Source organism: Streptomyces sp. NPDC047081 (genome assembly GCF_040643775.1).
In the GTDB taxonomy this organism is placed as follows: domain Bacteria; phylum Actinomycetota; class Actinomycetes; order Streptomycetales; family Streptomycetaceae; genus Streptomyces.
Genome location: NZ_JBEYUY010000040.1, coordinates 1 through 23,941, shown reverse-complemented (window position 1 = coordinate 23,941; position 23,941 = coordinate 1). Strand labels below are relative to the sequence as shown.

Sequence of the window (23,941 nt, the reverse complement as noted above, 5' to 3'; positions counted from 1 at the left end):
AAACGAGGCGCTTCGCTCGCGGGCGACGTACACTGGTCGGTCCACTGCAGGCCGGTTCCCCCAGCGGGAACCGGCCTGATCGTCCCTCAAGGAGGTGCGCCCGGATGACCAGTACGGTCCCCGCGCTCGGAACCCGTACGGCCGAAGGCTCAGCCCTGCAGGCCGTGCTCCTCGACATGGACGGCACCCTGGTGGACACCGAGGGCTTCTGGTGGGACGTGGAGGTCGAGATCTTCGCCCGCCTCGGCCATGTCCTCGACGAGTCCTGGCGGCATGTCGTGGTCGGCGGCCCCATGACCCGCAGCGCCGGGTTCCTCATCGAGGCCACCGGTGCCGACATCACCCTCGCCGAGCTGTCCGTCCTGCTCAACGACGGCTTCGAGGACCGCATCGGCCGCGCCCTGCCGCTGATGCCGGGCGCCGCCAGGCTGCTCGCCGAGCTCTCCGAGTACGAGATCCCCACCGCCCTGGTCTCCGCCTCCCACCGGCGCATCATCGACCGTGTGCTCGCCTCGCTGGGCGCGCACCACTTCGCCCTGTCGGTGGCCGGCGACGAGGTGCCGCGCACCAAGCCGTACCCCGACCCGTATCTCGCCGCCGCCGCCGGACTCGGCGTGGATCCGGCCAGATGCGCGGTCGTCGAGGACACCGCGACCGGCGTCGCGGCGGCCGAGGCCGCGGGCTGCCATGTCGTGGCGGTCCCCTCGGTCGCCCCCATCACGGCCGCCGTGCGGCGGACCGTCGTGACCTCGCTGGAAGAGGTGGACCTGGCATTTCTGCGGGGATTGATCACTTTCTGATCACGGCCCGATCCGCTTAGGAACAGGAATTCCCCGGGCGTACGTCCGAGGGAATTGCCGGTAAGTGCGGATGGCCGAATTCCGGTAGCGATCCCGGTGATTGGGAATGTGAGGTTCCCCACTTGCAGCAGGGTCGACAGCTCGGACGACCTGTGCTGCGCATCCCCTTTCCGCGAGTTTCGGCGCGCCCTTGTGTCCCGATTGATGGAAAGCTGCACTAATCCTTCCGCTGTCGGGTTTTCGGTCTGTCCACGCCCGGTTTCGCTGCGTGATGGGTGCTCAACTCCGGTGACCGCGAACCCTCGTGCTGGTGCGGACTAATCTCGTCGCGAGAACATCGCCGCTACCCCCGTGATCCGCCGCGACACCCCTGCATGCCGGATACACGGACCTGAACAGCTCTGGAGAAACACGAGCATGAACCGCAAGACCTTGGTGCTGCCCGCGGTGGTCGGCCTGCTCGCACCCGTGCTCGCCGCGTGCGGCGGCTCCGACAGCGGCAGCGGAGGCGGAAGCGCGATCGTCGTGGGTACGACGGACACGTTCGCCGCGACCAAGGACGCCCCGGCACCGCTCGACCCGGCCTACGCCTACGACGTCGGCTCCTGGAACATCCTGCGCCAGACCGTGCAGACCCTGATGATCCAGCCCAAGGGCGAGGGCGACCCGGTGCCCGAGGCCGCCGAGAAGTGCGGCTTCACCGACAGCGGCAACGAGCGCTACGCCTGCACCCTGCGCGACGGCCTCAAGTTCTCCAACGGCGACAAGGTCACCGCGGCCGATGTGAAGTACTCCATCGACCGCGCGCGTGCCATCAACGCCGAGGGCGGTCCGGTCGGTCTGCTGTCGACCATCGACACCGTCGAGGTGAAGGGCGACCGCGACGTCATCTTCCACCTCAAGACCGCCGACGCCACCTTCCCGTACAAGCTGTCGACCCCGGTCGCCGGCATCGTCAACCCGGACGACTACGAGAAGAACAAGCTGCGCGACGGCTTCGACGTGGACGGCTCCGGGCCGTACACCATGTCGGCCGAGGTCAAGGACGACGCGATCGTCAAGGCCACCTTCACCAAGAACCCCAACTACAAGGGGACGTTGAAGGTGAACAACTCCAAGGTCGAGATGGTGTCCTACAAGGACGCCGCGGCCATGGGCACCGCCCTGGACAAGGGTGACATCGACGTCATGACCCGCACCATGTCGCCCGAGCAGATCCAGAAGCTGTCCGAGGACTCGAACAACAACGAGGACCTGGTCGAGATGTCCGGCCTGGAGATCCGCTACCTCGCCTTCAACACCGACGCCCCGACGGTCAAGAACAAGGCCGTCCGCCAGGCGATGGCGCAGCTCATCAACCGCGGCGAACTCGTCTCCAAGGTGTACGGCACCCAGGCCGAGCCGCTGTACTCGCTGGTCCCGGCGAGCATCACCGGCCACTCGAACTCGTTCTTCAACAAGTACGGCGACCCGAGCGTCGCCAAGGCCAAGGCCCTGCTGACCAAGGCCAACATCACCACGCCGGTCAAGCTGACGCTGCACTACACGACCGACCACTACGGCTCGGCCACCGCGAAGGAATTCAAGATCCTTCAGAAGCAGCTCAACGACAGCGGCCTGTTCGACGTCAGCATCGAGGGCGCGCTCTGGAAGGACTTCGTACCGGCCGAGCGCAAGGGCGAGTACGACGTCTGGGGCATGGGCTGGTTCCCCGACTTCCCGGACGCCGACAACTACCTCGCGCCGTTCCTGGACAAGGACAACTTCCTCAAGTCGCCGTACCGGAACAGCAGCATCATCAACACCCTGATCCCGGAGTCGCGCCGTGAGGCGGACCGGATCGCGGCCTCGGGGAGCCTCACCTCGATCCAGGACATCGTCGCCGACGACGTACCGCTGCTGCCGCTGTGGCAGGGCAAGCAGTACGTCGCCGCCCGCGACGACGTGACGGGGACGGCGTACGCGCTCAACTCCTCCTCGACGCTTCAGCTGTGGGAGCTCGGTCGTGGCGTGAGCGACTGATCTCCCTCGTGCCCGGGGCCCAGGGACGGCGGCCCCGGGATTCCGACAACTGACAAGGCACATGCAGTGAAGATGCGCAACCAGTGGCCGGTCCTGCCCATAGTGGCGGGGCTGGCCTCCGGCCTGTTGACCGGCTGCGGCTCGGAGAACGGCGATTCCGGGGGGACCGGATCCTCCCTGGTGATGGGGATGTCCGACGACGTCCTGGCCACCGACCCCGCCTCCGGCTACGACCCCGGCTCCTGGCTGTTGTTCAACAACGTCTTCCAGTCGCTGCTCAGCTTCCCCAACGGTGGCACGGAACCGCAGCCGGAGGCCGCCGAGTCGTGCGCCTTCACCGACACCCAGACCAAGGTGTACAAGTGCACGCTGAAGGACGGCCTGAAGTTCAGCAACGGTGACAAGCTCACCTCCGAGGACGTCAAGTTCTCCTTCGACCGCATGCTGAAGATCAACGACGACGCCGGTCCGGCGATCATGTTCCCGATGCTCGACAAGGTCGAGACGCCGGACGAGAAGACCGTCGTCTTCCGCCTGTCGGTGCCCGACGCGACCTTCCCGAGCAAGATCGCCTCCGGCGCGGGCTCCATCGTCGACCACACCCAGTACGACGGGAACAAGCTGCGCGAGGACGGCAAGGCGGTCGGCTCCGGCCCGTACAAGCTGGACTCCTTCGGCGACGACAAGGCCGTCTTCTCGGTCAACGAGAACTACAAGGGCACCGCCAAGGTGAAGAACTCCGGCGTGACCCTGAAGTTCTTCCACGGCTCCCAGTCCGCGCTGAAGAAGGCGCTCCAGGACGACAAGATCGACATCGCCTACCGGGGCCTCAGTGCGAGCGACATCGCCGACATCCAGAACGCCGACAACGACTCGCAGACCGAGGTCGTCGAGGGCAGCAGCGCCGAGGTCCAGCACCTGGTCTTCAACATGAACGACCCGGTCACCGGGAAGCTCGGCGTGCGCAAGGCCATCGCCTACCTGATCGACCGAGACGCCCTCATCAAGGACGTCTACCAGGGCACGGCCACCCCGCTGTACTCGATCATCCCGGCCGGCATCGCGGGCCACAACACGGCCTTCTTCGACACCTACGGCGCCAGCCCCTCCCCGGCCAAGGCCGCCGCCGCCCTCAAGGACGACGGCATCACCAGCAAGGTCAAGCTGACCCTCTGGTCCACCCCGTCGCGCTACGGCCCGGCCACCGACCAGGAGTTGAAGGCGATCGCCGGGCAGCTGAACGCCAGCGGCCTGTTCGACGCCGACGTGAAGTCCGTCGCCTTCGACCAGTACGAGAAGGACATCGCCAAGGGCAAGTACGGCGTGTACGTGAAGGGCTGGGTGCCGGACTACCCGGACGCCGACAACTTCACGGCCCCCTTCTTCGGCAAGGGCAACGTGCTGAGCAACAACTACAGCAACAGCACCATCACCGGCACGCTCATCCCGCGCACCGCCGCCGAGAGCGACCGCGCCGCGACCGACAACGACTACGGCCGCCTCCAGGACATCGTCGCCGACCAGCTGCCCGTCCTCCCGGTCTGGCAGGCCAAGCAGTACGCGGTCACCCGCGAGAACGTCTACGGCCTCGAGTACTGCCTCGACGCCTCGACGGTCTTCCGCTTCTGGGAACTCAGCAAGGGCTGACCCGCCCCCGCACACACGAAGAAGGGCGCCCTCCCGAGGAGGGCGCCCTTCTTTCCGTACGACTACTGCCTTTCCGTACGACTACTGCTACTGCGCGCCGGGGCGCACCAGTCCGCTCTCGTACGCGTACACCGCGGCCTGCACCCGGTCGCGCAGGCCCAGCTTGGTCAGCACATGCCCGACATGCGTCTTGACGGTGGTCTCGCTGACGAAGAGGTCGGCCGCGATCTCGGCGTTGGACAGCCCACGCGCCACCAGCTTGAGCACCTCCACCTCGCGCTCGGTCAGCGTGTGCAGGGTGTCGGGCACCGGCTCGTCGCCGGACGGGAGATGCGTGGCGTACTTGTCCAGCAGTCGCCGGGTGATGCTCGGCGCGAGCATCGCCTCGCCGGCCGCGACCACCCGGATCGCCTGGACGAGCTCGTTGGCCGGGGCGTCCTTCAGCAGGAAGCCGCTCGCGCCCGCGCGCAGCGCCTCCACCACGTACTCGTCGAGGTCGAAGGTGGTCAGCACCAGCACCTTCGCCGGGCCGTCGCGCCCCGGCCCGGTGATCTGCCGGGTCGCCTCCACGCCGTCCATCCGGGGCATCCGGATGTCCATCAGGACCACGTCGGGCTGCAGCGCCCGCACCTGGTCCAGGGCCTGGAGGCCGTCTCCGGCCTCGCCGACGACCGCGATGTCCTGCTCGGCCTCCAGGATCATCCGGAAGCCGGTACGCAGCAGCGGCTGGTCGTCGACCAGTAGGACGCGGATGGCCACGTAAGTCTCCTTCGCTAGTCCGGCCCCATTCTGCCCTGAGTGAGGTCACCGGACCCGACCGCCCTCACCGGCAGCGGATACGGCGGGGGAGTGCCGCCGAACTCCGGGCAGTGCGCCTGGTGGTCGCACCAGCCGCACAGCTTGGTCGGGCGCGGCCGCCAGTCGCCCGTCTCCGTCGCCTGCCGGATCGCGTCCCACAGCGCGAGCAGCTTCCGCTCGACGCGCTCCAGGTCGGCGAGGACGGGGTCGTAGGTCAGGACGTCCCCACTACCGAGGTACACGAGCTGGAGCCGGCGCGGGATCACGTTCTTCAGCCGCCACACCACCAGGGCGTAGAACTTCATCTGGAACAGCGCGCCTTCGGCGTACTCGGGCCGGGGTGCCTTGCCCGTCTTGTAGTCGACGATCCGCACCTCGCCCGTGGGCGCGACGTCGACCCGGTCGATGATCCCGCGCAGCGTCAGCCCGGACTCCAGCTCGGCCTCCACCCACAGCTCCCGCTCGGCGGGCTCCAGCCGGGTCGGATCCTCCAGCGTGAACCACCGCTCCACGAGCTGCTCGGCCTCACCCAGCCAGCGTGCGAGGCGCTCGCCCTCGGGATCGTCCTCGAACAGCTCCACGACCTCCGGCCGGTTCTCCCGCAGCCGGTCCCACTGCCCCGGGATCAGCGACTTGGCCCGCGGCGCGGTCCGCTCCACGGCGGGCGAGTCGAAGAGCCGCTCAAGCACCGCGTGCACCAGGGTGCCCCGCGTCGCCGCCTCGCTCGGCTTCTCGGGCAGCCGGTCGATGACACGGAAGCGATAGAGCAGGGGGCACTGCATGAAGTCGCTGGCACGGGAGGGGGAGAGGCTGGCGGGGGCTATGGCGACGGGGCGGGCCTCGGGGGCCGACTCCTCGGTGGGCACGGTCTCGGAATCGGCCGGCCTTGTCTCCGTGCCGGCGGGCCTAGTCTCCGTGCTGGCCGGCACTGTCTCTGCACCGGCCGACGCTGTCTCTGCACTCGCCGTCGCGACAGCAGCTGTCCCCACCGTGCGGGAAATTGCCGCCTCGGCTGTTGGCGCAGCCGTCATCCCGGCCGCCGCCACCGCCGGCTCCCCAGCCGCCACCGGCGAGTCTGCCTGCGCCATACCGCTGCTGTCGGCCTCCGCCGCGCCCTCCGCGCTCGTCTCCATGTCCCAGACCTTACGGCCCGCCACTGACAGTGACCCAGCCGCGGCCGTGACAGGTGCGACGGGTGGGGAAACACAGGGGGTGCCGGGGCGGAACGCGCCGCGACGGCCGCATACCATCGACCCGAGACCCCTCCGCCCGGCAGGCGCGGAGGACGCTTCGAACGAGGGGACACCGTGGACCAGAGCGGCGGGAGCGGGCAGCCGCGGCCCGGCACGGACGAACGGGCCGACCACCACGCAGGGCCCGCGGCCCCGGCCACCCCCTCACCCACCCCGGCCGACCAGCACCCCACGGACCCGGACCGGTCCACCACGACGAGGGAAACCGCCGAGGGGGACCCGGAGATGGGCAACACCGGCAACACGGGCAGCACAACAGAAGACGCGACCGCCGACCCGACCGAAGCGAACCCGGCCGACGGTGACGCCCTCCGGCAGGAGCCTGGGCAGAACGAAGAGGTGTCCGGGCAGAACGAAGACGTGTCCGGACAGAACGCAGACGTGTCCGGACCGGAGCACACCCCCACAGCCCACCCCACCGGCGACCGTCCCTTCGGCGCCGGCGCCGGCGGCGACCGCGCGGCCGACCGGCACCCCGAACGCCCCCTCGCCCGCGCCGGCTCCAAGAAGCCCCCACCGCAGCGCCCCGAATCCCCCCGCGGCGGCCTACTCATGGGCCGCCCCTTCGGCGTGCCCGTGTACGTCGCGCCCAGCTGGTTCCTCGTCGCCGCGCTGATCACCTGGGTGTTCGGCGGCCAGCTCGACCGCGTGCTGCCCGAACTCGGCGCCGCCCGCTACCTCGTCTCCCTCTTCTTCGCGGTCGCCTTCTATGCCTCGGTCCTGGTCCACGAACTGGCCCACACGGTCGCCGCCCTTCGCTTCAAGCTCCCGGTCCGCCGCATCCAGCTCCAGTTCTTCGGCGGCGTCTCCGAGATCGAGAAGGAGGCCGAGACCCCCGGCAGGGAGTTCGTGCTGGCCTTCGTCGGCCCGCTGCTGTCGCTCGTCCTCGCGGGCCTCTTCTACGTCGCCCTGCTCCCCATCGAGCCCGGCACGGTCCCCGGCGTCCTGCTGGCCGGCCTGATGATCTCCAACCTCATCGTGGCCGCCTTCAACCTCCTCCCCGGCCTGCCCCTCGACGGCGGCCGCATGCTCCGCGCCGTCGTCTGGAAGATCACCGGCAAGCCGATGAGCGGCACCGTCGCCGCCGCCTGGGTCGGCCGTGCCCTCGCCGTCTCCGTCCTGATCGGCCTCCCGCTGCTCACCCAGTCCGGCGCGCTCGGCTCCACCGCCGAGGACAGCGTCGGCATGGACACCGTCACCGACGCCCTGCTCGCCGCGATCCTCGCCGCGATCATCTGGACCGGCGCCGGCAACAGCCTCCGTATGGCCCGGCTGCGCGAGCACCTGCCGGAGCTGCGCGCCCGCAACCTCACCCGCCGCGCCGTCCCGGTCGAGACCGACACCCCCCTCTCCGAGGCCCTGCGCCGGGCCAACGCCGCCGGGGCCCGCGCCCTGGTCGTCGTCGACGCCGACGGCAACCCGCTCTCCCTGGTCCGCGAGGCCGCGATCGTCGGCGTACCGGAACACCGCCGCCCCTGGGTCGCCGTCAGCGGCCTGGCCCAGGAGCTGACGGACGGCATGCGCGTCTCGGTGGAGCTGGCGGGCGAGGACCTCCTCGACGTCCTGCGCGCCACCCCCGCAACCGAGTACCTGGTGGTCGAGGAGACCGGCGAGATCTACGGCGTACTGTCCGCGGCGGACGTCGAACGAGCCTTCGTGAAGGCCATGGCCAGGCCGAGCTGAGAGCACCGCTCTCCTAAAGCGGTGCTCCTTTCTTGGTGGTCGGCGGCCCCGGTAAACCCCGGTAGTCTGTTCACATGTCCGAACCGACCGGTGCCGCCCGCAGGCGCGGGCCCTTCAAGGTCGGGGACCAGGTTCAGCTGACCGACCCCAAGGGCCGCCACTACACGTTCACGCTCGAAGAGGGAAAGAACTTCCACACCCACAAGGGTTCCTTCCCGCACGACGAGCTGATCGGCGCACCCGAGGGCAGCGTTGTCCGCACCACCGGTAACGTCGCCTACCTGGCGCTGCGCCCCCTGCTCCCCGACTACGTCCTGTCCATGCCCCGCGGGGCAGCCGTCGTCTACCCGAAGGACGCGGGGCAGATCCTCGCCTTCGCCGACATCTTCCCCGGCGCGCGCGTCGTGGAGGCCGGCGTCGGCTCCGGCTCGCTCAGCAGCTTCCTGCTGCGGGCCATCGGCGACCAGGGCATGCTGCACAGCTACGAGCGGCGCGAGGACTTCGCGGAGATCGCCCAGCAGAACGTGGAGCGCTACTTCGGCGGCCCGCACCCCGCCTGGCAGCTCACCGTCGGCGACCTCCAGGACAACCTGTCCGACACCGACGTCGACCGCGTCATCCTCGACATGCTCGCCCCCTGGGAGTGCCTGGAGGCCGTCTCCAAGGCGCTCGTGCCCGGCGGCATCCTGTGCTGCTACGTCGCCACCACCACCCAGCTCGCCCGGACCGTCGAGTCCATCCGCGAGATCGGCTCCTTCAACGAGCCGACCGCCTGGGAGTCGATGATCCGCAACTGGCACATCGAGGGCCTGGCCGTCCGCCCGGACCACCGGATGATCGGCCACACCGGCTTCCTGCTGACCGCCCGCCGCCTCGCGGACGGCGTCGAGCCGCCCATGCGCCGCCGCCGCCCGGCCAAGGGCGCCTACGGCGAGGACTACGCCGGACCCAACGCGGAGGGAGGCGGTCGCTGACGCGACCGCGTACCGCAGTCAACGCACGGGCGCTGCGGCCGAGTTCCCGGAATCCTCCGGAACTCGGCCGCAGCGCCCTTCTGTTGACAGCCCGCCACAAACCGCACCATCCCGGCGGCCGGTGTTCGTAACCCCGGACCCCGCCGTTCCCCCGCACTGTGACGTGTGGCACGATGCGTGCCACCCCCACCGGCACAGCCCTCACAGGAGACACTCCTAGTGCAGCAATCCGCCGTTCCGGAACTGGCACACACGCACACCCGTCCGATCCACTGGGTCGCCACCGCCACGGCCGTCGCCGGGGTGATGGCCTTCTCCTCGCTCCTGCAGCCCAACTCCGCGACGGCGGCCCAGCCGGCCCCGGCCCGGCCGAAGCAGGCCCACGCGGCCGCCGCTCCCGGCACCGCCGGCGTCGACTTCCCGATCACCTGCGGTCCGGTGAAGTCCGTCGTGCAGAAGAAGGCCACCGGGGACCTCGACGGGGACGGCAATCCGGAGACGGTCGCCGTGGTGCACTGCGACGCCCCCATGGGCACCCCGCCCGACGGCGTCTACGTCCTCACGCGCGCGTCGGACGGCACGCCCCGAGTGGTGGCCACCCTCGTCGACCCCAAGAAGGGCGACACGGTGAGTGACTTCGCCGTGCGCGACGGAGCCGTCGTCGCGAAGCTCCTCGGCTACTCCTCGGACGACGTACCGCGTTGCTGCCCGGACGTGACGGACAGCGCGAAGTGGCAGTGGAAGAACGGCGCGTTCGTGCGCTCGACACCCGCCGGTTCGCACAGCGTCTGAACCGCGCAACCGCCGGCTGTGAGAAATCAGACAGTCGTAACAGGGCGTGCTGAAACGGTCACTCGGCGTCCGGTCCGTAGACCTCGACCCTGTCCGAAACTCGCCGTACATGAATGCAGTCGCCCGGGCACTCCTTCGCCGAGTCGACGACATCCGTGAGAAGCGGCACCGGTACGGGCGTTGTGGCGCCCTTGGCCTGCAGCAGCTCGTCGTCCGGGCTCTTCACGTAGGCCAGGCCGTCGATGTCCAGCTCGAACACCTCGGGGGCGTACTGGGCGCAGATACCGTCGCCGGTACAGAGGTCCTGATCGATCCAGACCTCCAGCTCCTCGCCGTCGGCCACGGCCTCCTGCTGCACGCTCGTGTCTCCTGCCGGTCGATGTCGAGCCGACGGGAATCCGGCCAGCTCTGACGGGTGTTGAACACTTCGACCCTACCTCCGGCGGCTTCCCAATCATGTTCGGTGGGTATTCCCCTGGCGTGAGGGAGAGCGCAAGGGTGAAGATCGGACACACCTCGACAGTCTTTGTGATCTAGGGGTTTCAATCGACACCCACCCAGGTAGGGTCTGGAAGCGTCCAGCTCCCCTTGGAGGAGGTGAGGACCGTGGCAGCCCACGACGACGACATGAACCGCGGCATCCGCCCGGGACGAGGGTCCGACGACCCTGCCGGGCAGATTGCCTACCTTGAGCAGGAGATCGCCGTCCTGCGACGCAAGCTCGCCGACTCTCCGCGACACACGAGGATTCTCGAAGAGCGGATCGTCGAGCTGCAGACCAACCTGGCCGGCGTGTCCGCCCAGAACGAGCGACTCGCCAACACGCTCCGTGAGGCCCGCGACCAGATCGTGGCCCTCAAGGAGGAGGTCGACCGGCTCGCACAGCCGCCGGCCGGCTTCGGCGTCTTCCTGACGGCGAACGAGGACGGCACGGCCGACATCTTCACCGGGGGCCGCAAGCTCCGGGTGAACGTCAGCCCCAGCGTCGACCTCGAAGAGCTCAGGCGCGGCCAGGAAGTGATGCTCAACGAAGCGCTGAACGTGGTCGAGGCCATGGAGTTCGAGCGCGTCGGGGACATCGTCACCCTCAAGGAGATCCTCGAGGACGGCGAGCGGGCCCTGGTGCTCGGGCACACCGATGAGGAGCGGGTGGTACGGCTCGCCGAGCCACTGCTGGACGTGAACATCCGCCCCGGTGACGCCCTGCTGCTCGAACCCCGTTCCGGCTATGTCTACGAGATCGTTCCGAAGAGCGAGGTCGAGGAACTCGTCCTCGAAGAGGTTCCCGACATCGGGTACGAGCAGATCGGCGGACTCGGTGGCCAGATCGAGGCCATCCGTGACGCGGTCGAGCTGCCGTACCTCTACCCGGACCTGTTCAAGGAGCACGAACTGCGGCCGCCCAAGGGCGTGCTGCTGTACGGGCCGCCCGGATGCGGCAAGACGCTCATCGCCAAGGCCGTCGCCAACTCGCTGGCCAAGAAGGTCGCCGAGGTCACCGGCCAGGCCGCCGGCAAGAGCTTCTTCCTCAACATCAAGGGCCCCGAGCTCCTGAACAAGTACGTCGGTGAGACCGAGCGGCAGATCCGCCTCGTCTTCCAGCGTGCCCGGGAGAAGGCCAGCGAGGGCACGCCCGTCATCGTCTTCTTCGACGAGATGGAGTCCCTGTTCCGCACCCGTGGCTCCGGCGTCAGCTCGGACGTGGAGAACACCATCGTCCCGCAGCTGCTCGCCGAGATCGACGGTGTCGAGGGCCTGCAGAACGTGGTGGTGATCGGCGCCTCCAACCGCGAGGACATGATCGACCCCGCCATCCTGCGCCCCGGCCGCCTGGACGTGAAGATCAAGATCGAGCGTCCCGACGCCGAGGCCGCCAAGGACATCTTCGGCAAGTACCTCACCGAGCGCCTCCCGCTGCACGCCGACGACCTCGGCGAGCACGGCGGCAGCAAGACGACCACCGTCGAGAGCATGATCCAGACGGCCGTCGAGCACATGTACGCGGAATCCGAGGAGAACCGCTTCCTGGAGGTCACCTACGCCAACGGTGACAAGGAAGTCCTCTACTTCAAGGACTTCAACTCCGGCGCCATGATCGAGAACATCGTCGGCCGCGCCAAGAAGATGGCGATCAAGGACTTCCTCGACCACAACTCGAAGGGTCTGCGGGTCTCCCACCTCCTCCAGGCGTGCGTGGACGAGTTCAAGGAGAACGAGGACCTGCCCAACACCACCAACCCGGACGACTGGGCCCGGATCTCCGGAAAGAAGGGCGAGCGGATCGTCTACATCCGTACCCTCATCACCGGAAAGCAGGGCGCCGACACCGGACGCTCCATCGACACGGTGGCGAACACCGGTCAGTACCTGTAACGGACAGGGCGGCTGCGGGTGCCCTCACCGGGGTACCCGCAGCCGACTGTTTTGCGGGCAACTAACCGGAACAAAGGCGAGCAAGGCAATGACGCAAATGATCTCCCCACCAGCGCAAAGCCGTTCTAGGCTCTTCGGTACCGCCGAGTCGCGCAGTGCGGGGACGGGCACCGCACACGCACCGGAGCGCCAGCGGTACTTGAGCGCCGCCCCCGACCGAGGGCGTCGCCGGGCAAGGAGGGCCGCATGACCGTACGGCGAGTAATGGGCATCGAGACGGAGTACGGCATCTCCGTTCCCGGCCACCCCAACGCCAATGCCATGCTCACCTCGTCCCAGATCGTCAACGCCTACGCGGCGGCGATGCACCGGGCCCGCCGGGCCCGCTGGGACTTCGAGGAGGAGAACCCGCTGCGGGACGCGCGGGGCTTCGACCTCGCCCGCGAGGCCGCCGACGCCAGCCAGCTCACCGACGAGGACATCGGCCTCGCCAACGTGATCCTGACCAACGGTGCCCGGCTCTACGTCGACCACGCGCACCCCGAGTACAGCGCCCCGGAGGTCACCAACCCGCGCGACGCCGTGCTCTGGGACAAGGCCGGCGAGCGGATCATGGCGGAGGCCGCCGAGCGCGCGGCCCAGCTGCCCGGCGCCCAGCCCATCCACCTCTACAAGAACAACACCGACAACAAGGGCGCCTCCTACGGCACGCACGAGAACTACCTGATGAAGCGGGAGACCCCGTTCTCGGACATCGTGCGCCACCTCACGCCCTTCTTCGTCTCCCGCCAGGTGGTCACCGGGGCCGGCCGCGTCGGCATCGGCCAGGACGGGCACGAGCACGGCTTCCAGATCAGCCAGCGCGCCGACTACTTCGAGGTCGAGGTGGGCCTGGAGACCACCCTCAAGCGCCCCATCATCAACACCCGCGACGAGCCGCACGCGGACGCCGAGAAGTACCGGCGGCTGCACGTGATCATCGGCGACGCGAACCTCTCGGAGATCTCGACCTACCTCAAGCTGGGCACGACCGCCCTGGTCCTGTCCATGATCGAGGACGGCTTCATCGCCGTCGACCTGGCCGTGGACCAGCCCGTCCGCACCCTCCACCAGGTCTCCCACGACCCGACGCTCAAGCGCCTGGTCACGCTGCGCAGCGGCCGCACACTGACCGCGGTCCAGCTGCAGATGGAGTACTTCGAGCTGTCGCGCAAGTACGTCGAGGAGCGCTTCGGGTCCGACGCGGACGAGCAGACCAAGGACGTCCTGACCCGCTGGGAGGACACCCTCAACCGCCTGGAGAACGATCCGATGAGCCTGGCCGGCGAGCTGGACTGGGTCGCCAAGCGGGAGCTCATGGAGGGCTACCGGCGCCGCGACGGCCTCGACTGGGATGCCGCCAAGCTGCACCTCCTCGACCTCCAGTACGCCGACGTACGGGCCGAGAAGGGCCTCTACAACCGGCTGGCGGCCCGCGGCCGTATGAAGCGGCTGCTGGACGAGGCGGACGTCGAGCGGGCCCGTACGAAGCCGCCGGAGGACACGCGCGCGTACTTCCGCGGACGCTGTCTGGAGCAGTACGCGGACGACGTCGCGGCGGCCTCCTGGGACTCCGTGATCTTCGACCTGCCGGGCCGGGACTCGCTGCAGCGCGTCCCAACCCTCGAACCGCTTCGCGGAACGCGAAATCACGTCAAGGAGCTCCTGGACCGCTGCCGCACGGCGGAAGACCTGGTCAGGGTGCTCTCCGGCGGCTGAGGGGGTACCCGGACGGCCTCGGCCGGACAGGGTGGAAAGTCCGCCGTCCGGGAATCATCGAGGTGGTCCTCGTACGTTGGAGAAACTGCAGGGCCATTGTCGGACCCGGCTTGTAGGGTCTGATCATCACCGATCGGCAGGAATGCCGACCTGTCGACCATGTCGGGCGAACTGAGCGGGGTGAGGGTTATGGCAACCAAGGACACCGGCGGCGGCCAGCAGAAGGCGACGCACTCGACCGAACAGGCCGAGGAGCAGACGCAGGAAGCACAGGCCTCCGAGGACCTCAAGGAGCGGCACGAGAAGCTGTCCGACGACGTCGACTCCGTCCTGGACGAGATCGACGACGTGCTGGAGGAGAACGCCGAGGACTTCGTGCGCTCCTTCGTTCAAAAGGGTGGACAGTAGGTCACCTTCGCCTTTGAATCCCAGGTTCGCGGGTTCGAGGTGCTGAGTGGCCGGGGAGCAGACGGCGCTGTGCTGCTCGCGGTACCGGTGGGCCGGGCCGCGGGCAGCCTTCGTCGGCGGCGAAGCGGCCCCTGAAGGCGCGGGATCACATGTGGATCACCCCCGCAAGACGGGTAGGGTCCGTGGCATACCGTGCTTCAACTGCTCTTACGTGGAAGGAAACTCGTGGAAGCCAACACTCGTGGCACCGGGCGTCTGCCAGCTGCCTTCCTGACGCCCGGATCCTCTTCGTTCATGGACTTCCTCTCCGAGCACCAGCCGGAGATGCTGCCGGGCAACCGGCAACTGCCGCCCACCCAGGGCGTGATCGAGGCGCCGCACGGCACCACGATCGTCGCCGTGACCTTCCCGGGCGGTGTCGTGCTCGCCGGTGACCGCAGGGCCACCATGGGCAACGTCATCGCACAGCGGGACATCGAGAAGGTGTTCCCGGCGGACGAGTACTCGGCCGTCGGCATCGCCGGCACGGCGGGCCTCGCCGTGGAGATGGTCAAGCTGTTCCAGCTGGAGCTGGAGCACTTCGAGAAGGTCGAGGGCGCGCAGCTGTCCCTGGAGGGCAAGGCGAACCGTCTGTCGACCATGATCCGTTCCAACCTCGGCATGGCCATGCAGGGCCTGGCCGTGGTGCCCCTGTTCGCCGGTTACGACGTGGACCGCGCGAAGGGCCGCATCTTCTCCTACGACGTCACGGGCGGCCGCAGCGAGGAGCACAACTTCGCGGCCACCGGCTCCGGCTCGATCTTCGCGCGCGGCGCCATGAAGAAGCTCTTCCGCGCCGACCTGACCGAGGACCAGGCCACGACCCTCGTGGTCCAGGCCCTCTACGACGCGGCCGACGACGACTCGGCGACCGGTGGTCCCGACGTCGCCCGCCGGATCTATCCGATCGTCACCGTGATCACCGAGGACGGCTTCCGCCGGCTGACCGAGGACGAGTCCTCCGAGATCGCCCGCTCGATCCTGGAGCGGCGTCTGGAGCAGCCCGACGGCCCGCGGGCCGCGCTGCTGTAGCGGCGGCCGGATCTTGTGAAGGTGATCGCAGTGACCTCGACAGAAAGGGACGGATAACCGGTGTCGACGCCGTTCTATGTCTCACCCCAGCAGGCCATGGCCGACCGGGCCGAGTACGCCCGCAAGGGCATCGCCCGAGGACGCAGCCTCGTCGTGCTGCAGTACGCCGACGGCATCGTCTTCGTCGGCGAGAACCCGTCCCGCGCGCTGCACAAGTTCAGCGAGATCTACGACCGCATCGGCTTCGCGGCCGCCGGCAAGTACAACGAGTACGAGAACCTGCGCATCGGCGGTGTCCGCTACGCCGACCTGCGCGGCTACACCTACGACCGGGACGACGTGACCGCCCGCGGTCTCGCCAACGTCTACGCCCAGACCCTGGGCACCATCTTCTCCTCGGCGGGCGAGAAGCCGTACGAGGTGGAGCTGGTGGTCGCCGAGGTCGGCGAGACGCCGGACGGCGACCAGATCTACCGGCTGCCCCACGACGGCTCGATCGTGGACGAGCACGGCTCGGTCGCGGTCGGCGGCAACGCCGAGCTGATCAGCAACTACCTCGACCAGCGCCACCAGGACGGCATGACCCTGGCCGAGGCCCTCAAGCTCGCCGTCCAGGCCCTGTCCCGCGAGTCGAACGGCACCCAGCGGGAGATCCCCGCCGAGCGCCTGGAGGTCGCGGTGCTGGACCGCACCCGCCCGCAGGCCCGCAAGTTCAAGCGCATCGTGGGCCGCCAGCTCGCCCGGCTCCTGGAGGCCGGTGGCGCGGCCACCGAGGCCGAGAGCGCCGAGAACGACGAGAGCACCGACGAGGAGTAGCCCGCCTCGACCACCTCACCCTGCTGTGCCCCGGCCGGTCCTCGGCCGGGGCACAGGGCGTTCAGGAGCCGCCCGGCGGCGCCGTGGAGCCCCGTACGACCAACTCGACCGGGATGTCCCCGCCCTCGGGCGTACGGCCCTCCAGGACCGCCAGCAGGGCCCGCATCCCGCGCTCGCCGACCGTCTCCGCGTCCAGCCGCACGGTCGTCAGTTCCGGGTCGATGGCCGTGGCCAGGGCGAGGTCGTCCAGGCCGGTGACCGAGATGTCGTCGGGGACGCGCAGGCCCAGACGGCGGATCGCCTTGTAGGCACCGGCGGCGAGCTTGTCGTCGTCGCAGACCAGGGCGGTGGGCCGGGAGCCCGGCCGGGCCAGGGCGGCGCCCGTGGCGGCCAGCGCGGCCTCGATGGAGAGGGCGGAGCGGACCGTGCGCACCGAGGTGCCCGGAACCGTCGCGACCCTGGCCGCCAGTTCCCGGGCCCGCACCTCGAAGGTCCAGGACGCGACGTCCGCCGCCAGGTGCAGGAAGCGCAGGTGTCCGAGGTCCAGCAGGTGCTCGGCGACCTGGCGGACGCCGTCGACGATGTCCAGGTTGACCGTCGCGGCGCCGAGGCTGCCCTCGGGATCGCTGTCCAGCATCACGAGGGGCAGCTGGTCGCCGCGGATCTCGCTGAGCGCGTCGGCCGCCATGGACGAGGCGATGACGCCGTCCAGGGCGGCCTGGGCGGAGGCGAAGGGGTCGCGGGCCGGGCCGATGCCCGCGGGGGAGGGGTAGAGCACCACGCCGAAGCCGTGGTCGGCGGCGACGCGGGCGGCGCCCGTGTAGACACCGGCGAAGAACTCGTTAGTGAGGGCCGGGACGACGAGCAGCACCGTCCGGGTGCGGCCCAGACGCAGGTTGCGGGCGGCGAGGTTCGGCCGGTAGCCGAGGTCTCGGGCGGCCTGGCGGACCCGCTCGGCGGTGGCCTCCGCGACCCGGCCGCGCCACTTGTCGCCCAGCACCAGCGAGACGGCCGCCTGGGAGACCCCGGCCGCCTGAGCGACGTCACGGCTGGTCGGTCGCGTGCTGCTGCGTGCCACCGTGGACCTGCTCCTTCGTCTGGACGTGTGAACAGCGCACATGGTACGTATGGGAGGCGGGGTTATACGTAAAACTTGGAGGCGGGACGACATGGCGGCGGGATACGTCGAGATCCTCAGGACCAGGCACGCCGCCCGACTGCTCGCCGGGACGCTGGTGGGCCGGCTGCCGTGCGCCGTCGCCGCGATCGCCGTCGTGCTGTTCGTCCGCGCCGAGGGCGGCTCCTACAGCCTGGCCGGCGGGCTCGCCGCCGCGTACGGCGTCGCCAACGCCGTGGGGCAGCCGCTGCTCGGCCGGCTCGTCGACCTGTACGGGCAGCCGCGCGTCCAGCTGCCCGCCGCGGTCCTCTCCGCGCTCGCCATGTCGGCCTTCGCCTTCACGGGCATCGAACCGGCGGCGCCGGCGTACGCGTGCGTGGCGCTCTCCGGGCTCTTCACGCCGCCCCTGGAGGGCGGGCTGCGGGCGCTGTGGTCCTCGGTGCTGCGCAGCGACGGCCAGGTGCAGACGGCGTACGCGATGGACGCCGTCGCCCAGGAAGTCATGTTCACCGTCGGGCCCTTGCTGGTGACCCTGTGCGTCTCGCTGTGGTCGGCCCAGGCGGCCCTGGTGCTCATCAACGTCGTCGGCGTGCTGGGCGCCCTCTCCGTGGTCGTCTCGCCGCCCTCGCGCGCGTGGCGCTCGGAACCGCGCGAGGCGCACTGGCTCGGCGCGCTGCGCTCGCCCGGGCTGCTCGTCCTGCTCGGCGCGTTCCTGGCGGTGGGGATGGCGCTCGGCTCCATCGCGGTCGCGGCCGTGGCCTACGCCGACGACCACGGCGGGGACGCGGTGTACGGCTGGCTGATGGCCGCCATCGGGCTCGGCGCGCTCATCGGCGGCACGGCGTACGGCGCTCGGCAGTGGAGCGGGCCGCCGGAGCGGCGACTGCGGGTCCTGGTCGCCCTTCTGGCGGTGTGTTACCTGCCGCTCACCCTGACCCCCGGCCCGGTCGCCATGACGGTGCTCACGGCCGTCGCCGGACTCTTCCTGGCGCCCTGTCTCGCCTGCGCCTTCGTGCTCGTCGACCGGCACGCCCCGCGCGGCACCGTCACCGAGGCGTTCTCGTGGATTGTGACGACGTTCACAGTCGGTTCCTCGGTCGGAACGGGCCTCGCGGGCCCGGTCGTAGAGGCCGGAGGAGCCGTGTGGGGCTTCGCCGTGCCGGGGGTCGCGGGGGCCGTGTCGCTGCTGGTTCTGCTGGCCACCGGACGGGTCCTCGCAGCTCCCGCGGGCCGGGCGGTGGTTGCGGCTTCATCGGAAAATGATCCAAACCGTGCGGTCGAACCCCGTTTCAGCACAGGGGATCGGGCGTAATGTTCACTCATGGACCGCCGCATTTTCGGGCTGGAGAACGAGTACGGCGTCACATGTACGTTCAGGGGACAGCGCCGCCTGTCTCCCGACGAGGTGGCGCGGTACCTCTTCCGCCGTGTCGTGTCATGGGGCCGCAGCAGCAACGTCTTTCTGCGAAACGGCGCCCGCCTCTATCTCGACGTGGGTTCACATCCGGAATACGCGACACCCGAATGTGACAACGTGACCGAACTGGTCACCCACGACAAGGCCGGCGAACGCATTCTGGAAGGGCTTCTGGTAGACGCCGAACGACGCCTGCACGAGGAAGGAATCGCGGGCGACGTCTACCTCTTCAAGAACAACACCGACTCGGCGGGCAACTCCTACGGCTGCCACGAGAACTATCTCGTCGCACGCCACGGGGAGTTCTCCCGGCTCGCGGACATCCTCATTCCGTTCCTCGTCACGCGCCAGCTGCTGTGCGGCGCGGGCAAGGTGCTGCAGACCCCGCGCGGGGCCGTCTACTGCGTCAGCCAGCGCGCGGAGCACATCTGGGAGGGCGTCTCCTCGGCGACGACCCGCTCCCGGCCCATCATCAACACCCGCGACGAACCGCACGCCGACGCCGAGCGCTACCGCCGCCTGCACGTCATCGTGGGCGACTCGAACATGTCCGAGACGACCATGCTGCTCAAGGTCGGTGCCACCGACCTGGTGCTGCGCATGATCGAGGCGGGTACCGTGATGCGCGACCTGACCCTGGAGAACCCGATCCGGGCGATCCGCGAGGTCAGCCACGACATCACCGGCCGGCGCAAGGTGCGCCTGGCCAGCGGCCGCGAGGCCTCCGCCCTCGAGGTGCAGCGCGAGTACTACGAGAAGGCCGTGGACTTCTGCGAGCGCCGCGGCATCCGCACCGGCACCGTCGAGCAGGTCCTGGAGCTGTGGGGCCGCACGCTGGACGCGATCGAGGCCGAGGACCTCGACCGGATCGGCACCGAGATCGACTGGGTCATGAAGTACAAGCTCATCGAGCGCTACCGGGCCAAGCACAACATGACCATGTCCCACCCGCGGGTCGCGCAGATAGACCTCGCCTACCACGACATCCACCGCCGTCGTGGCCTGTACTACCTGCTCGAGAAGAAGGGGCAAGCGGCCCGGATCTGCAACGACTTGAAGATCTTCGAGGGCAAGTCCGTTCCCCCGCAGACCACTAGGGCCCGGCTGCGCGGCGACTTCATCCGCAGGGCCCAGGAACAGCGCCGGGACTTCACCGTCGACTGGGTCCACCTCAAGCTCAACGACCAGGCGCAGCGCACGGTGTTGTGCAAGGACCCGTTCCGATCGGTCGACGACCGGGTGGAGAAGCTCATCGCCGGAATGTGAGCAAGGCGTTCCGGTGAAAGGCCGGAACGCAACACGGGCGCCGTACGTTTCCAGTGCGGCGCCCTTCTCACGCCGTAGAGTTGCGCGCACGCCATCCACAAGATCGACCGATACGAGGCCCCAACCGTGCGCCGACGCTCCCTACTCATCGCCGTACCCGCAGGACTGGTCACGCTCGCCGGCTGCGGCGACGACAACAAGTCCGACTCGAGCAAGGCGAGCGACAGCGCGTCGCCCTCCGCGTCGGCCACCTCCGCCGCGCCGCCGCCGAAGATCGTCGACGGCCCGCTGCCGGCCATCACGGCGGGCACGACGTTCGGCACCAAGCCGACCGTCGCCAAGGGCACGGGGGACCCGTCCAAGCAGGTCGCGGTGAAGACGGTGATCGCCGGCAGCGGTAAGACCGTCGCGGAGAACGACTACATCCAGGCCCACTACCTCGGCCAGATCTGGGACACCGCGAAGGTCTTCGACAACTCCTACGACCGCAAGACCCCGCTGCTGATCCAGCTCGCCCAGGGCAGCATCATCGACGGCTGGCGCTACGCCCTGCAGGGCAAGAAGGTCGGCAGCCGTGTCATGTTCTCCGTCCCGCCCACCTGGGCGTACGGCACGTCGGGCAACTCGCAGGCGGGCATCAAGGGCACCGACACGCTGGTGTTCGTCGCCGACATCCAGGGCACGTTCAACGCGACGAGCTCCGCCAAGGGCACCGACGCCGCGCAGAGCGACGCGAGCCTGCCCAAGGTCGGCACCAACACCGACGGCAAGGCGCCCTCCATCGACATCCCCAAGACGGACGCGCCCACCAAGCTGGTCGCGGAGTACGTCATCGAGGGCGACGGCGACGAGGTGACCGCCGACAGCACCGTGCTCGTCCAGTACAAGGGCGTGCTCTGGGACGGCGGCAAGGAGTTCGACTCGACGTACGGCCGCAAGGCGCTCACGTCCTTCTCGCTCCAGCAGGTCGTCAAGGGCTGGGCGCAGGGCCTGACCGGCAAGAAGGTCGGCAGCCGCGTCCTCATCGTCATCCCGCCCAAGCTGGGCTACGGCGACAACCCGCCGAGCGGCAGCGGCATCAAGAAGGACTCCGTGCTGGTCTTCTCCGTGGACATCCTCGCGAAGATGTAAGGCCCACAGGGTGTAAGACTGTGTTGTTGCCTTTCCGCAGACAAGCAGGAGCTAGAGACGTGAGCATCGAGAAGCCCGAGATCGACTTCCCGGGCGGCGAGCCCCCGGCGGACCTCGAGATCAAGGACATCTGGGAGGGCGACGGCGCGGTTGCGCAGGCGGGCCAGACCGTCACCGTCCACTACGTGGGCGTTGCCTTCAGCACCGGCGAGGAGTTCGACGCCAGCTGGAACCGCGGGACGCCGTTCCGCTTCCCGCTCGGTGGCGGCCGCGTCATCAAGGGCTGGGACCAGGGCGTGCAGGGCATGAAGGTCGGCGGCCGCCGCCAGCTGACCATCCCGGCGCACCTCGCCTACGGCAACCAGAGCCCGACCCCCGCGATCAAGCCGGGCGAGACCCTGATCTTCGTGGTCGACCTGGTCGCCGTCTGACCGTCGGTTGTGACCGGACCCGATCACCTGGGGCCCATGCCTGTCCGGGCATGGGCCCTCGGCTTTTGCCACGCCACTTCGGGGCGGTACGGTCATCGTCGTAAAGGACCATAGGGAGGCGAAGGGCGTCGATGGCCATTGCCAAGGCCGAGCGGCTGATGAACCTGGCGCTGTGTCTGCTCGGGACGCGGCGGCCGCTCAGCAAGCGCGAGCTGCGTGAGTCCATCGAGGCCTATCTGGAAGCGAGCTCCGAGGACGCCTTCAGCCGGATGTTCGAGCGCGACAAGGACGATCTGCGCGAACTCGGCCTGGTCATCGAGACCGTTGAGAACCTCGACGGCGAAATGGGCTACCTGGCGCGGCGCGACAGCAACCGGCTGCCGCCCATCACCCTCGACGCCGAGGAGGCCGCCGCCCTCGGTCTCGCCGCCAAGGTGTGGCAGCAGGCCCGGCTCGCCGGCGCGGCCAGCGGAGCCCTGCAGAAGCTGCGCGCGGCCGGCCTGCCCGAGGACGTCGACCCGTACGAGGCCCACAGCGCCCTGGAACCCCGGATCCCCGTGCACGAGGCCGCGTTCGAGCCGCTGATGCTGGCCTGCCGCGACCGCCGCCCGGTCGTCTTCGACTACCGCAAGGCCACCGCCGCCCACCCCGAGACCCGGCACATCGAGCCCTGGGCCCTGGAGTGCTGGCGCGGGCACTGGTACCTGGCCGGCTGGGACCGCGACCGGGGCGCAGAGCGGGTCTTCCGGCTGTCCCGGATCACCGGCAAGGTGCGCAGCCGCAACGGCGCCTTCACCGTCGAGGTGCCCGACGTCGTCACCGTCCGCGAGACCGTCGCGAGCTGGGCCGGCGAGACCGCCGACCGCTCCGCGCTGATCCGGCTGCGCTCCGAGGCGGGGTACCCCCTTCGGGCGAAGGCCACCTCGGTACGGGAACTCGGCGACGGCTGGGACGAGTTGGAGATTCCGTACGGGCACGGGCTCGATGCCTGGCTGGTGGAGTTCGGGCCGGACGCGGTGGTGCTGGAGCCGGCCGAGCTGCGCGCGGACGTGGTGGACCGGCTGCGTGCCGTGGCCAAGGGCTGAGGGGGAGCGAGCAGGACAGTGGCAGGCAAACCGGTCAGGCCCGTGAACGCCATCGACCAGACCCGGCGGATGCTCTCCCTGGTGACGTATCTCAAGGAGCGGCCCGGAGCCCGGGTCGAGGACGTCGCGCGCGCCTTCGGCATCACCGAGGACGAGCTGGTCTCGGACCTCGATGTGCTGCCCATGTGCGGCACCAGCTTCCGCGGCGGGGATCTGCTCGACATCGACACCGACGGCGAGCGCATCTGGTGGCACAACCCCGCCGCCCTCGGCGAGGAGACCGCCGAGCCGCTGCGGCTGGCCGCCGACGAGGCGACCGCCCTGCTCGTGGCCGCCCGTGCCGTCGCCACGCTGCCCGGCCTGCGCGAGGGCGACCGGCAGGCGCTGCTGCGGGCCACCGCCAAGGTGGAGACGGCGGCCGGCGAGGCGGCCGGGGCCAGCTCCCGGCTGTCGGTGACCTTCGAGGCCGAGGGCGGTGTCTTCGCCGACGTCGACCGGGCCATCTCCGAGCGCCGCCGGCTGTGGATCCGCTACTACTCGCCGGCCCGCGACGAGGTCACCGAGCGCGAGATCGACCCCATCCGCCTGGTCAGCGTGGGGCACACCTACGTGGAGGCCTGGTGCCGCCGCTCCGAGGCGCGCCGCACCTTCCGGCTCGACCGGGTCGCCGAGATCAAGATCCTGGACGAGCCCTCCGCGCCGCCCGAGATCGAGCTCAGGGACCTCTCCGAGGCGCTGGTGCAGCCCGCCGCCGAGGACCCGGAGGTCGTCGTCGAGGTCGGTCCCGGCGGCCGCTGGGTCGCCGAGTACTACCCGCACGACAGTGCGGATGAGCTTCCGGACGGCGGGCTGCGTATTACCCTGCGCACCCCCGACCCGACCTCGCTGCGCCGCCTCGCGCTGCGGCTCGGACGGGACGGCCGCATCGTCTCGCCGCACGACCTCGCCGACAGCGCCCGCCGGGCGGCCCGCGAGGCGCTGGCGGCGTACGACGGTGTCGAGGCGTCGGATCAGGGTGTGCACACGGTTCACGACAGCCGGGAGTGAGCCGAAGGGGTGCGCCGGTGCCGAGGAGACGACCGCGCGGAGGCCCGAAGGG

General features: G+C 69.5%; 21 protein-coding genes and 1 pseudogene. 18 read left to right on the top strand and 4 right to left on the bottom strand.

What is annotated here, in order from left to right; all coding sequences use genetic code 11:
- The first annotated feature begins 104 nt into the window (after positions 1 to 104).
- The 3 genes from ABZ848_RS44235 (at position 105) to ABZ848_RS44225 (ending at position 4,469) form a co-directional block, all read left to right on the top strand.
- Complete coding sequence (locus ABZ848_RS44235; protein WP_360841307.1) at positions 105 to 800, top strand: HAD family phosphatase; 696 nt, start codon at positions 105 to 107, stop codon at positions 798 to 800.
- A gap of 417 nt (positions 801 to 1,217) precedes the next feature.
- The gene (locus ABZ848_RS44230; protein ID WP_360841305.1) at positions 1,218 to 2,822 is read left to right on the top strand and encodes an ABC transporter substrate-binding protein; all 1,605 of its coding nucleotides are present in this window, start codon (positions 1,218 to 1,220) and stop codon (positions 2,820 to 2,822) included.
- A gap of 66 nt (positions 2,823 to 2,888) precedes the next feature.
- A complete protein-coding gene (locus tag ABZ848_RS44225) occupies positions 2,889 to 4,469 on the top strand; it encodes an ABC transporter substrate-binding protein (protein ID WP_360841304.1) in 1,581 nt (526 codons plus the stop codon).
- An 87-nt stretch (positions 4,470 to 4,556) separates the two neighbouring features.
- On the opposite strand, the gene ABZ848_RS44220 is transcribed toward ABZ848_RS44225, so the two are convergent.
- Together ABZ848_RS44220 and ABZ848_RS44215 are read right to left on the bottom strand one after the other, a co-directional pair.
- Complete coding sequence (locus ABZ848_RS44220) at positions 4,557 to 5,228, bottom strand: response regulator transcription factor (RefSeq protein WP_030179609.1); 672 nt, start codon at positions 5,226 to 5,228, stop codon at positions 4,557 to 4,559.
- A 14-nt stretch (positions 5,229 to 5,242) separates the two neighbouring features.
- Positions 5,243 to 6,298, bottom strand: coding sequence for a RecB family exonuclease (locus ABZ848_RS44215; RefSeq protein ID WP_360841380.1), 1,056 nt, complete (start codon positions 6,296 to 6,298; stop codon positions 5,243 to 5,245).
- Between the two features lie 276 nt (positions 6,299 to 6,574).
- On the opposite strand from ABZ848_RS44215, the gene ABZ848_RS44210 reads away from it, so the two are divergent.
- The 3 genes from ABZ848_RS44210 to ABZ848_RS44200 all read left to right on the top strand — a co-directional run bounded on the left by ABZ848_RS44210 (position 6,575) and on the right by ABZ848_RS44200 (position 9,969).
- Positions 6,575 to 8,203, top strand: a complete 1,629-nt coding sequence (locus tag ABZ848_RS44210; RefSeq protein ID WP_360841302.1) for a site-2 protease family protein — start codon at positions 6,575 to 6,577, stop codon at positions 8,201 to 8,203.
- A 74-nt stretch (positions 8,204 to 8,277) separates the two neighbouring features.
- On the top strand, positions 8,278 to 9,177 hold the full coding sequence (locus tag ABZ848_RS44205; RefSeq protein WP_360841300.1) for a tRNA (adenine-N1)-methyltransferase: 900 nt from the start codon (positions 8,278 to 8,280) through the stop codon (positions 9,175 to 9,177).
- Between the two features lie 219 nt (positions 9,178 to 9,396).
- Complete coding sequence (locus tag ABZ848_RS44200; protein ID WP_360841299.1) at positions 9,397 to 9,969, top strand: hypothetical protein; 573 nt, start codon at positions 9,397 to 9,399, stop codon at positions 9,967 to 9,969.
- A gap of 58 nt (positions 9,970 to 10,027) precedes the next feature.
- Here the strand turns inward: ABZ848_RS44200 and ABZ848_RS44195 are convergent, their stop codons facing one another.
- Positions 10,028 to 10,327, bottom strand: a complete 300-nt coding sequence (locus ABZ848_RS44195; RefSeq protein WP_360841297.1) for a ferredoxin — start codon at positions 10,325 to 10,327, stop codon at positions 10,028 to 10,030.
- Between the two features lie 248 nt (positions 10,328 to 10,575).
- Here ABZ848_RS44195 and arc point away from each other — a divergent pair, with 248 nt between their 5' ends.
- The 6 genes and pseudogenes from arc to prcA all read left to right on the top strand — a co-directional run bounded on the left by arc (position 10,576) and on the right by prcA (position 16,395).
- Complete coding sequence (gene arc, locus ABZ848_RS44190; RefSeq protein ID WP_360841295.1) at positions 10,576 to 12,342, top strand: proteasome ATPase; 1,767 nt, start codon at positions 10,576 to 10,578, stop codon at positions 12,340 to 12,342.
- 246 nt (positions 12,343 to 12,588) lie between these two features.
- Positions 12,589 to 14,100 carry a depupylase/deamidase Dop gene (dop, locus tag ABZ848_RS44185; RefSeq protein ID WP_360841294.1) on the top strand — a complete coding sequence of 504 codons (1,512 nt, stop codon included), beginning with the start codon at positions 12,589 to 12,591 and terminating at the stop codon, positions 14,098 to 14,100.
- A gap of 189 nt (positions 14,101 to 14,289) precedes the next feature.
- Positions 14,290 to 14,508: a ubiquitin-like protein Pup gene (locus tag ABZ848_RS44180; RefSeq protein ID WP_360841292.1), complete on the top strand. Its 219-nt coding sequence runs from the start codon at positions 14,290 to 14,292 to the stop codon at positions 14,506 to 14,508.
- A gap of 148 nt (positions 14,509 to 14,656) precedes the next feature.
- Positions 14,657 to 14,782, top strand: a pseudogene (locus tag ABZ848_RS44175) (hypothetical protein); the annotation flags it as partial.
- Entirely contained in the window at positions 14,734 to 15,579 is an 846-nt protein-coding gene (gene prcB, locus ABZ848_RS44170; protein ID WP_360841290.1) for a proteasome subunit beta, read from the top strand. The pseudogene ABZ848_RS44175 and the gene prcB, both read left to right, overlap by 49 nt.
- A 60-nt stretch (positions 15,580 to 15,639) precedes the next feature.
- Positions 15,640 to 16,395, top strand: coding sequence for a proteasome subunit alpha (gene prcA, locus ABZ848_RS44165; RefSeq protein WP_360841288.1), 756 nt, complete (start codon positions 15,640 to 15,642; stop codon positions 16,393 to 16,395).
- 61 nt (positions 16,396 to 16,456) lie between these two features.
- Here prcA and ABZ848_RS44160 read toward each other — a convergent pair whose 3' ends face one another.
- A complete protein-coding gene (locus ABZ848_RS44160; RefSeq protein WP_360841286.1) occupies positions 16,457 to 17,473 on the bottom strand; it encodes a LacI family DNA-binding transcriptional regulator in 1,017 nt (338 codons plus the stop codon).
- 91 nt (positions 17,474 to 17,564) lie between these two features.
- On the opposite strand from ABZ848_RS44160, the gene ABZ848_RS44155 reads away from it, so the two are divergent.
- The 6 genes from ABZ848_RS44155 (at position 17,565) to ABZ848_RS44130 (ending at position 23,889) form a co-directional block, all read left to right on the top strand.
- Positions 17,565 to 18,824 (top strand): MFS transporter, encoded by a 1,260-nt coding sequence (locus ABZ848_RS44155; RefSeq protein WP_360841285.1) that lies wholly within the window; start codon positions 17,565 to 17,567, stop codon positions 18,822 to 18,824.
- Positions 18,825 to 18,833: 9 nt separating this feature from the next.
- The gene (gene pafA / locus ABZ848_RS44150; protein ID WP_028801611.1) at positions 18,834 to 20,195 is read left to right on the top strand and encodes a Pup--protein ligase; all 1,362 of its coding nucleotides are present in this window, start codon (positions 18,834 to 18,836) and stop codon (positions 20,193 to 20,195) included.
- 126 nt (positions 20,196 to 20,321) lie between these two features.
- On the top strand, positions 20,322 to 21,326 hold the full coding sequence (locus ABZ848_RS44145) for an FKBP-type peptidyl-prolyl cis-trans isomerase (protein WP_360841283.1): 1,005 nt from the start codon (positions 20,322 to 20,324) through the stop codon (positions 21,324 to 21,326).
- 59 nt (positions 21,327 to 21,385) lie between these two features.
- On the top strand, positions 21,386 to 21,757 hold the full coding sequence (locus ABZ848_RS44140; protein ID WP_232654253.1) for an FKBP-type peptidyl-prolyl cis-trans isomerase: 372 nt from the start codon (positions 21,386 to 21,388) through the stop codon (positions 21,755 to 21,757).
- 131 nt (positions 21,758 to 21,888) lie between these two features.
- On the top strand, positions 21,889 to 22,842 hold the full coding sequence (locus ABZ848_RS44135) for a WYL domain-containing protein (protein WP_360841282.1): 954 nt from the start codon (positions 21,889 to 21,891) through the stop codon (positions 22,840 to 22,842).
- An 18-nt stretch (positions 22,843 to 22,860) separates the two neighbouring features.
- A complete protein-coding gene (locus tag ABZ848_RS44130; RefSeq protein WP_360841281.1) occupies positions 22,861 to 23,889 on the top strand; it encodes a WYL domain-containing protein in 1,029 nt (342 codons plus the stop codon).
- Positions 23,890 to 23,941: the final 52 nt, after the last annotated feature.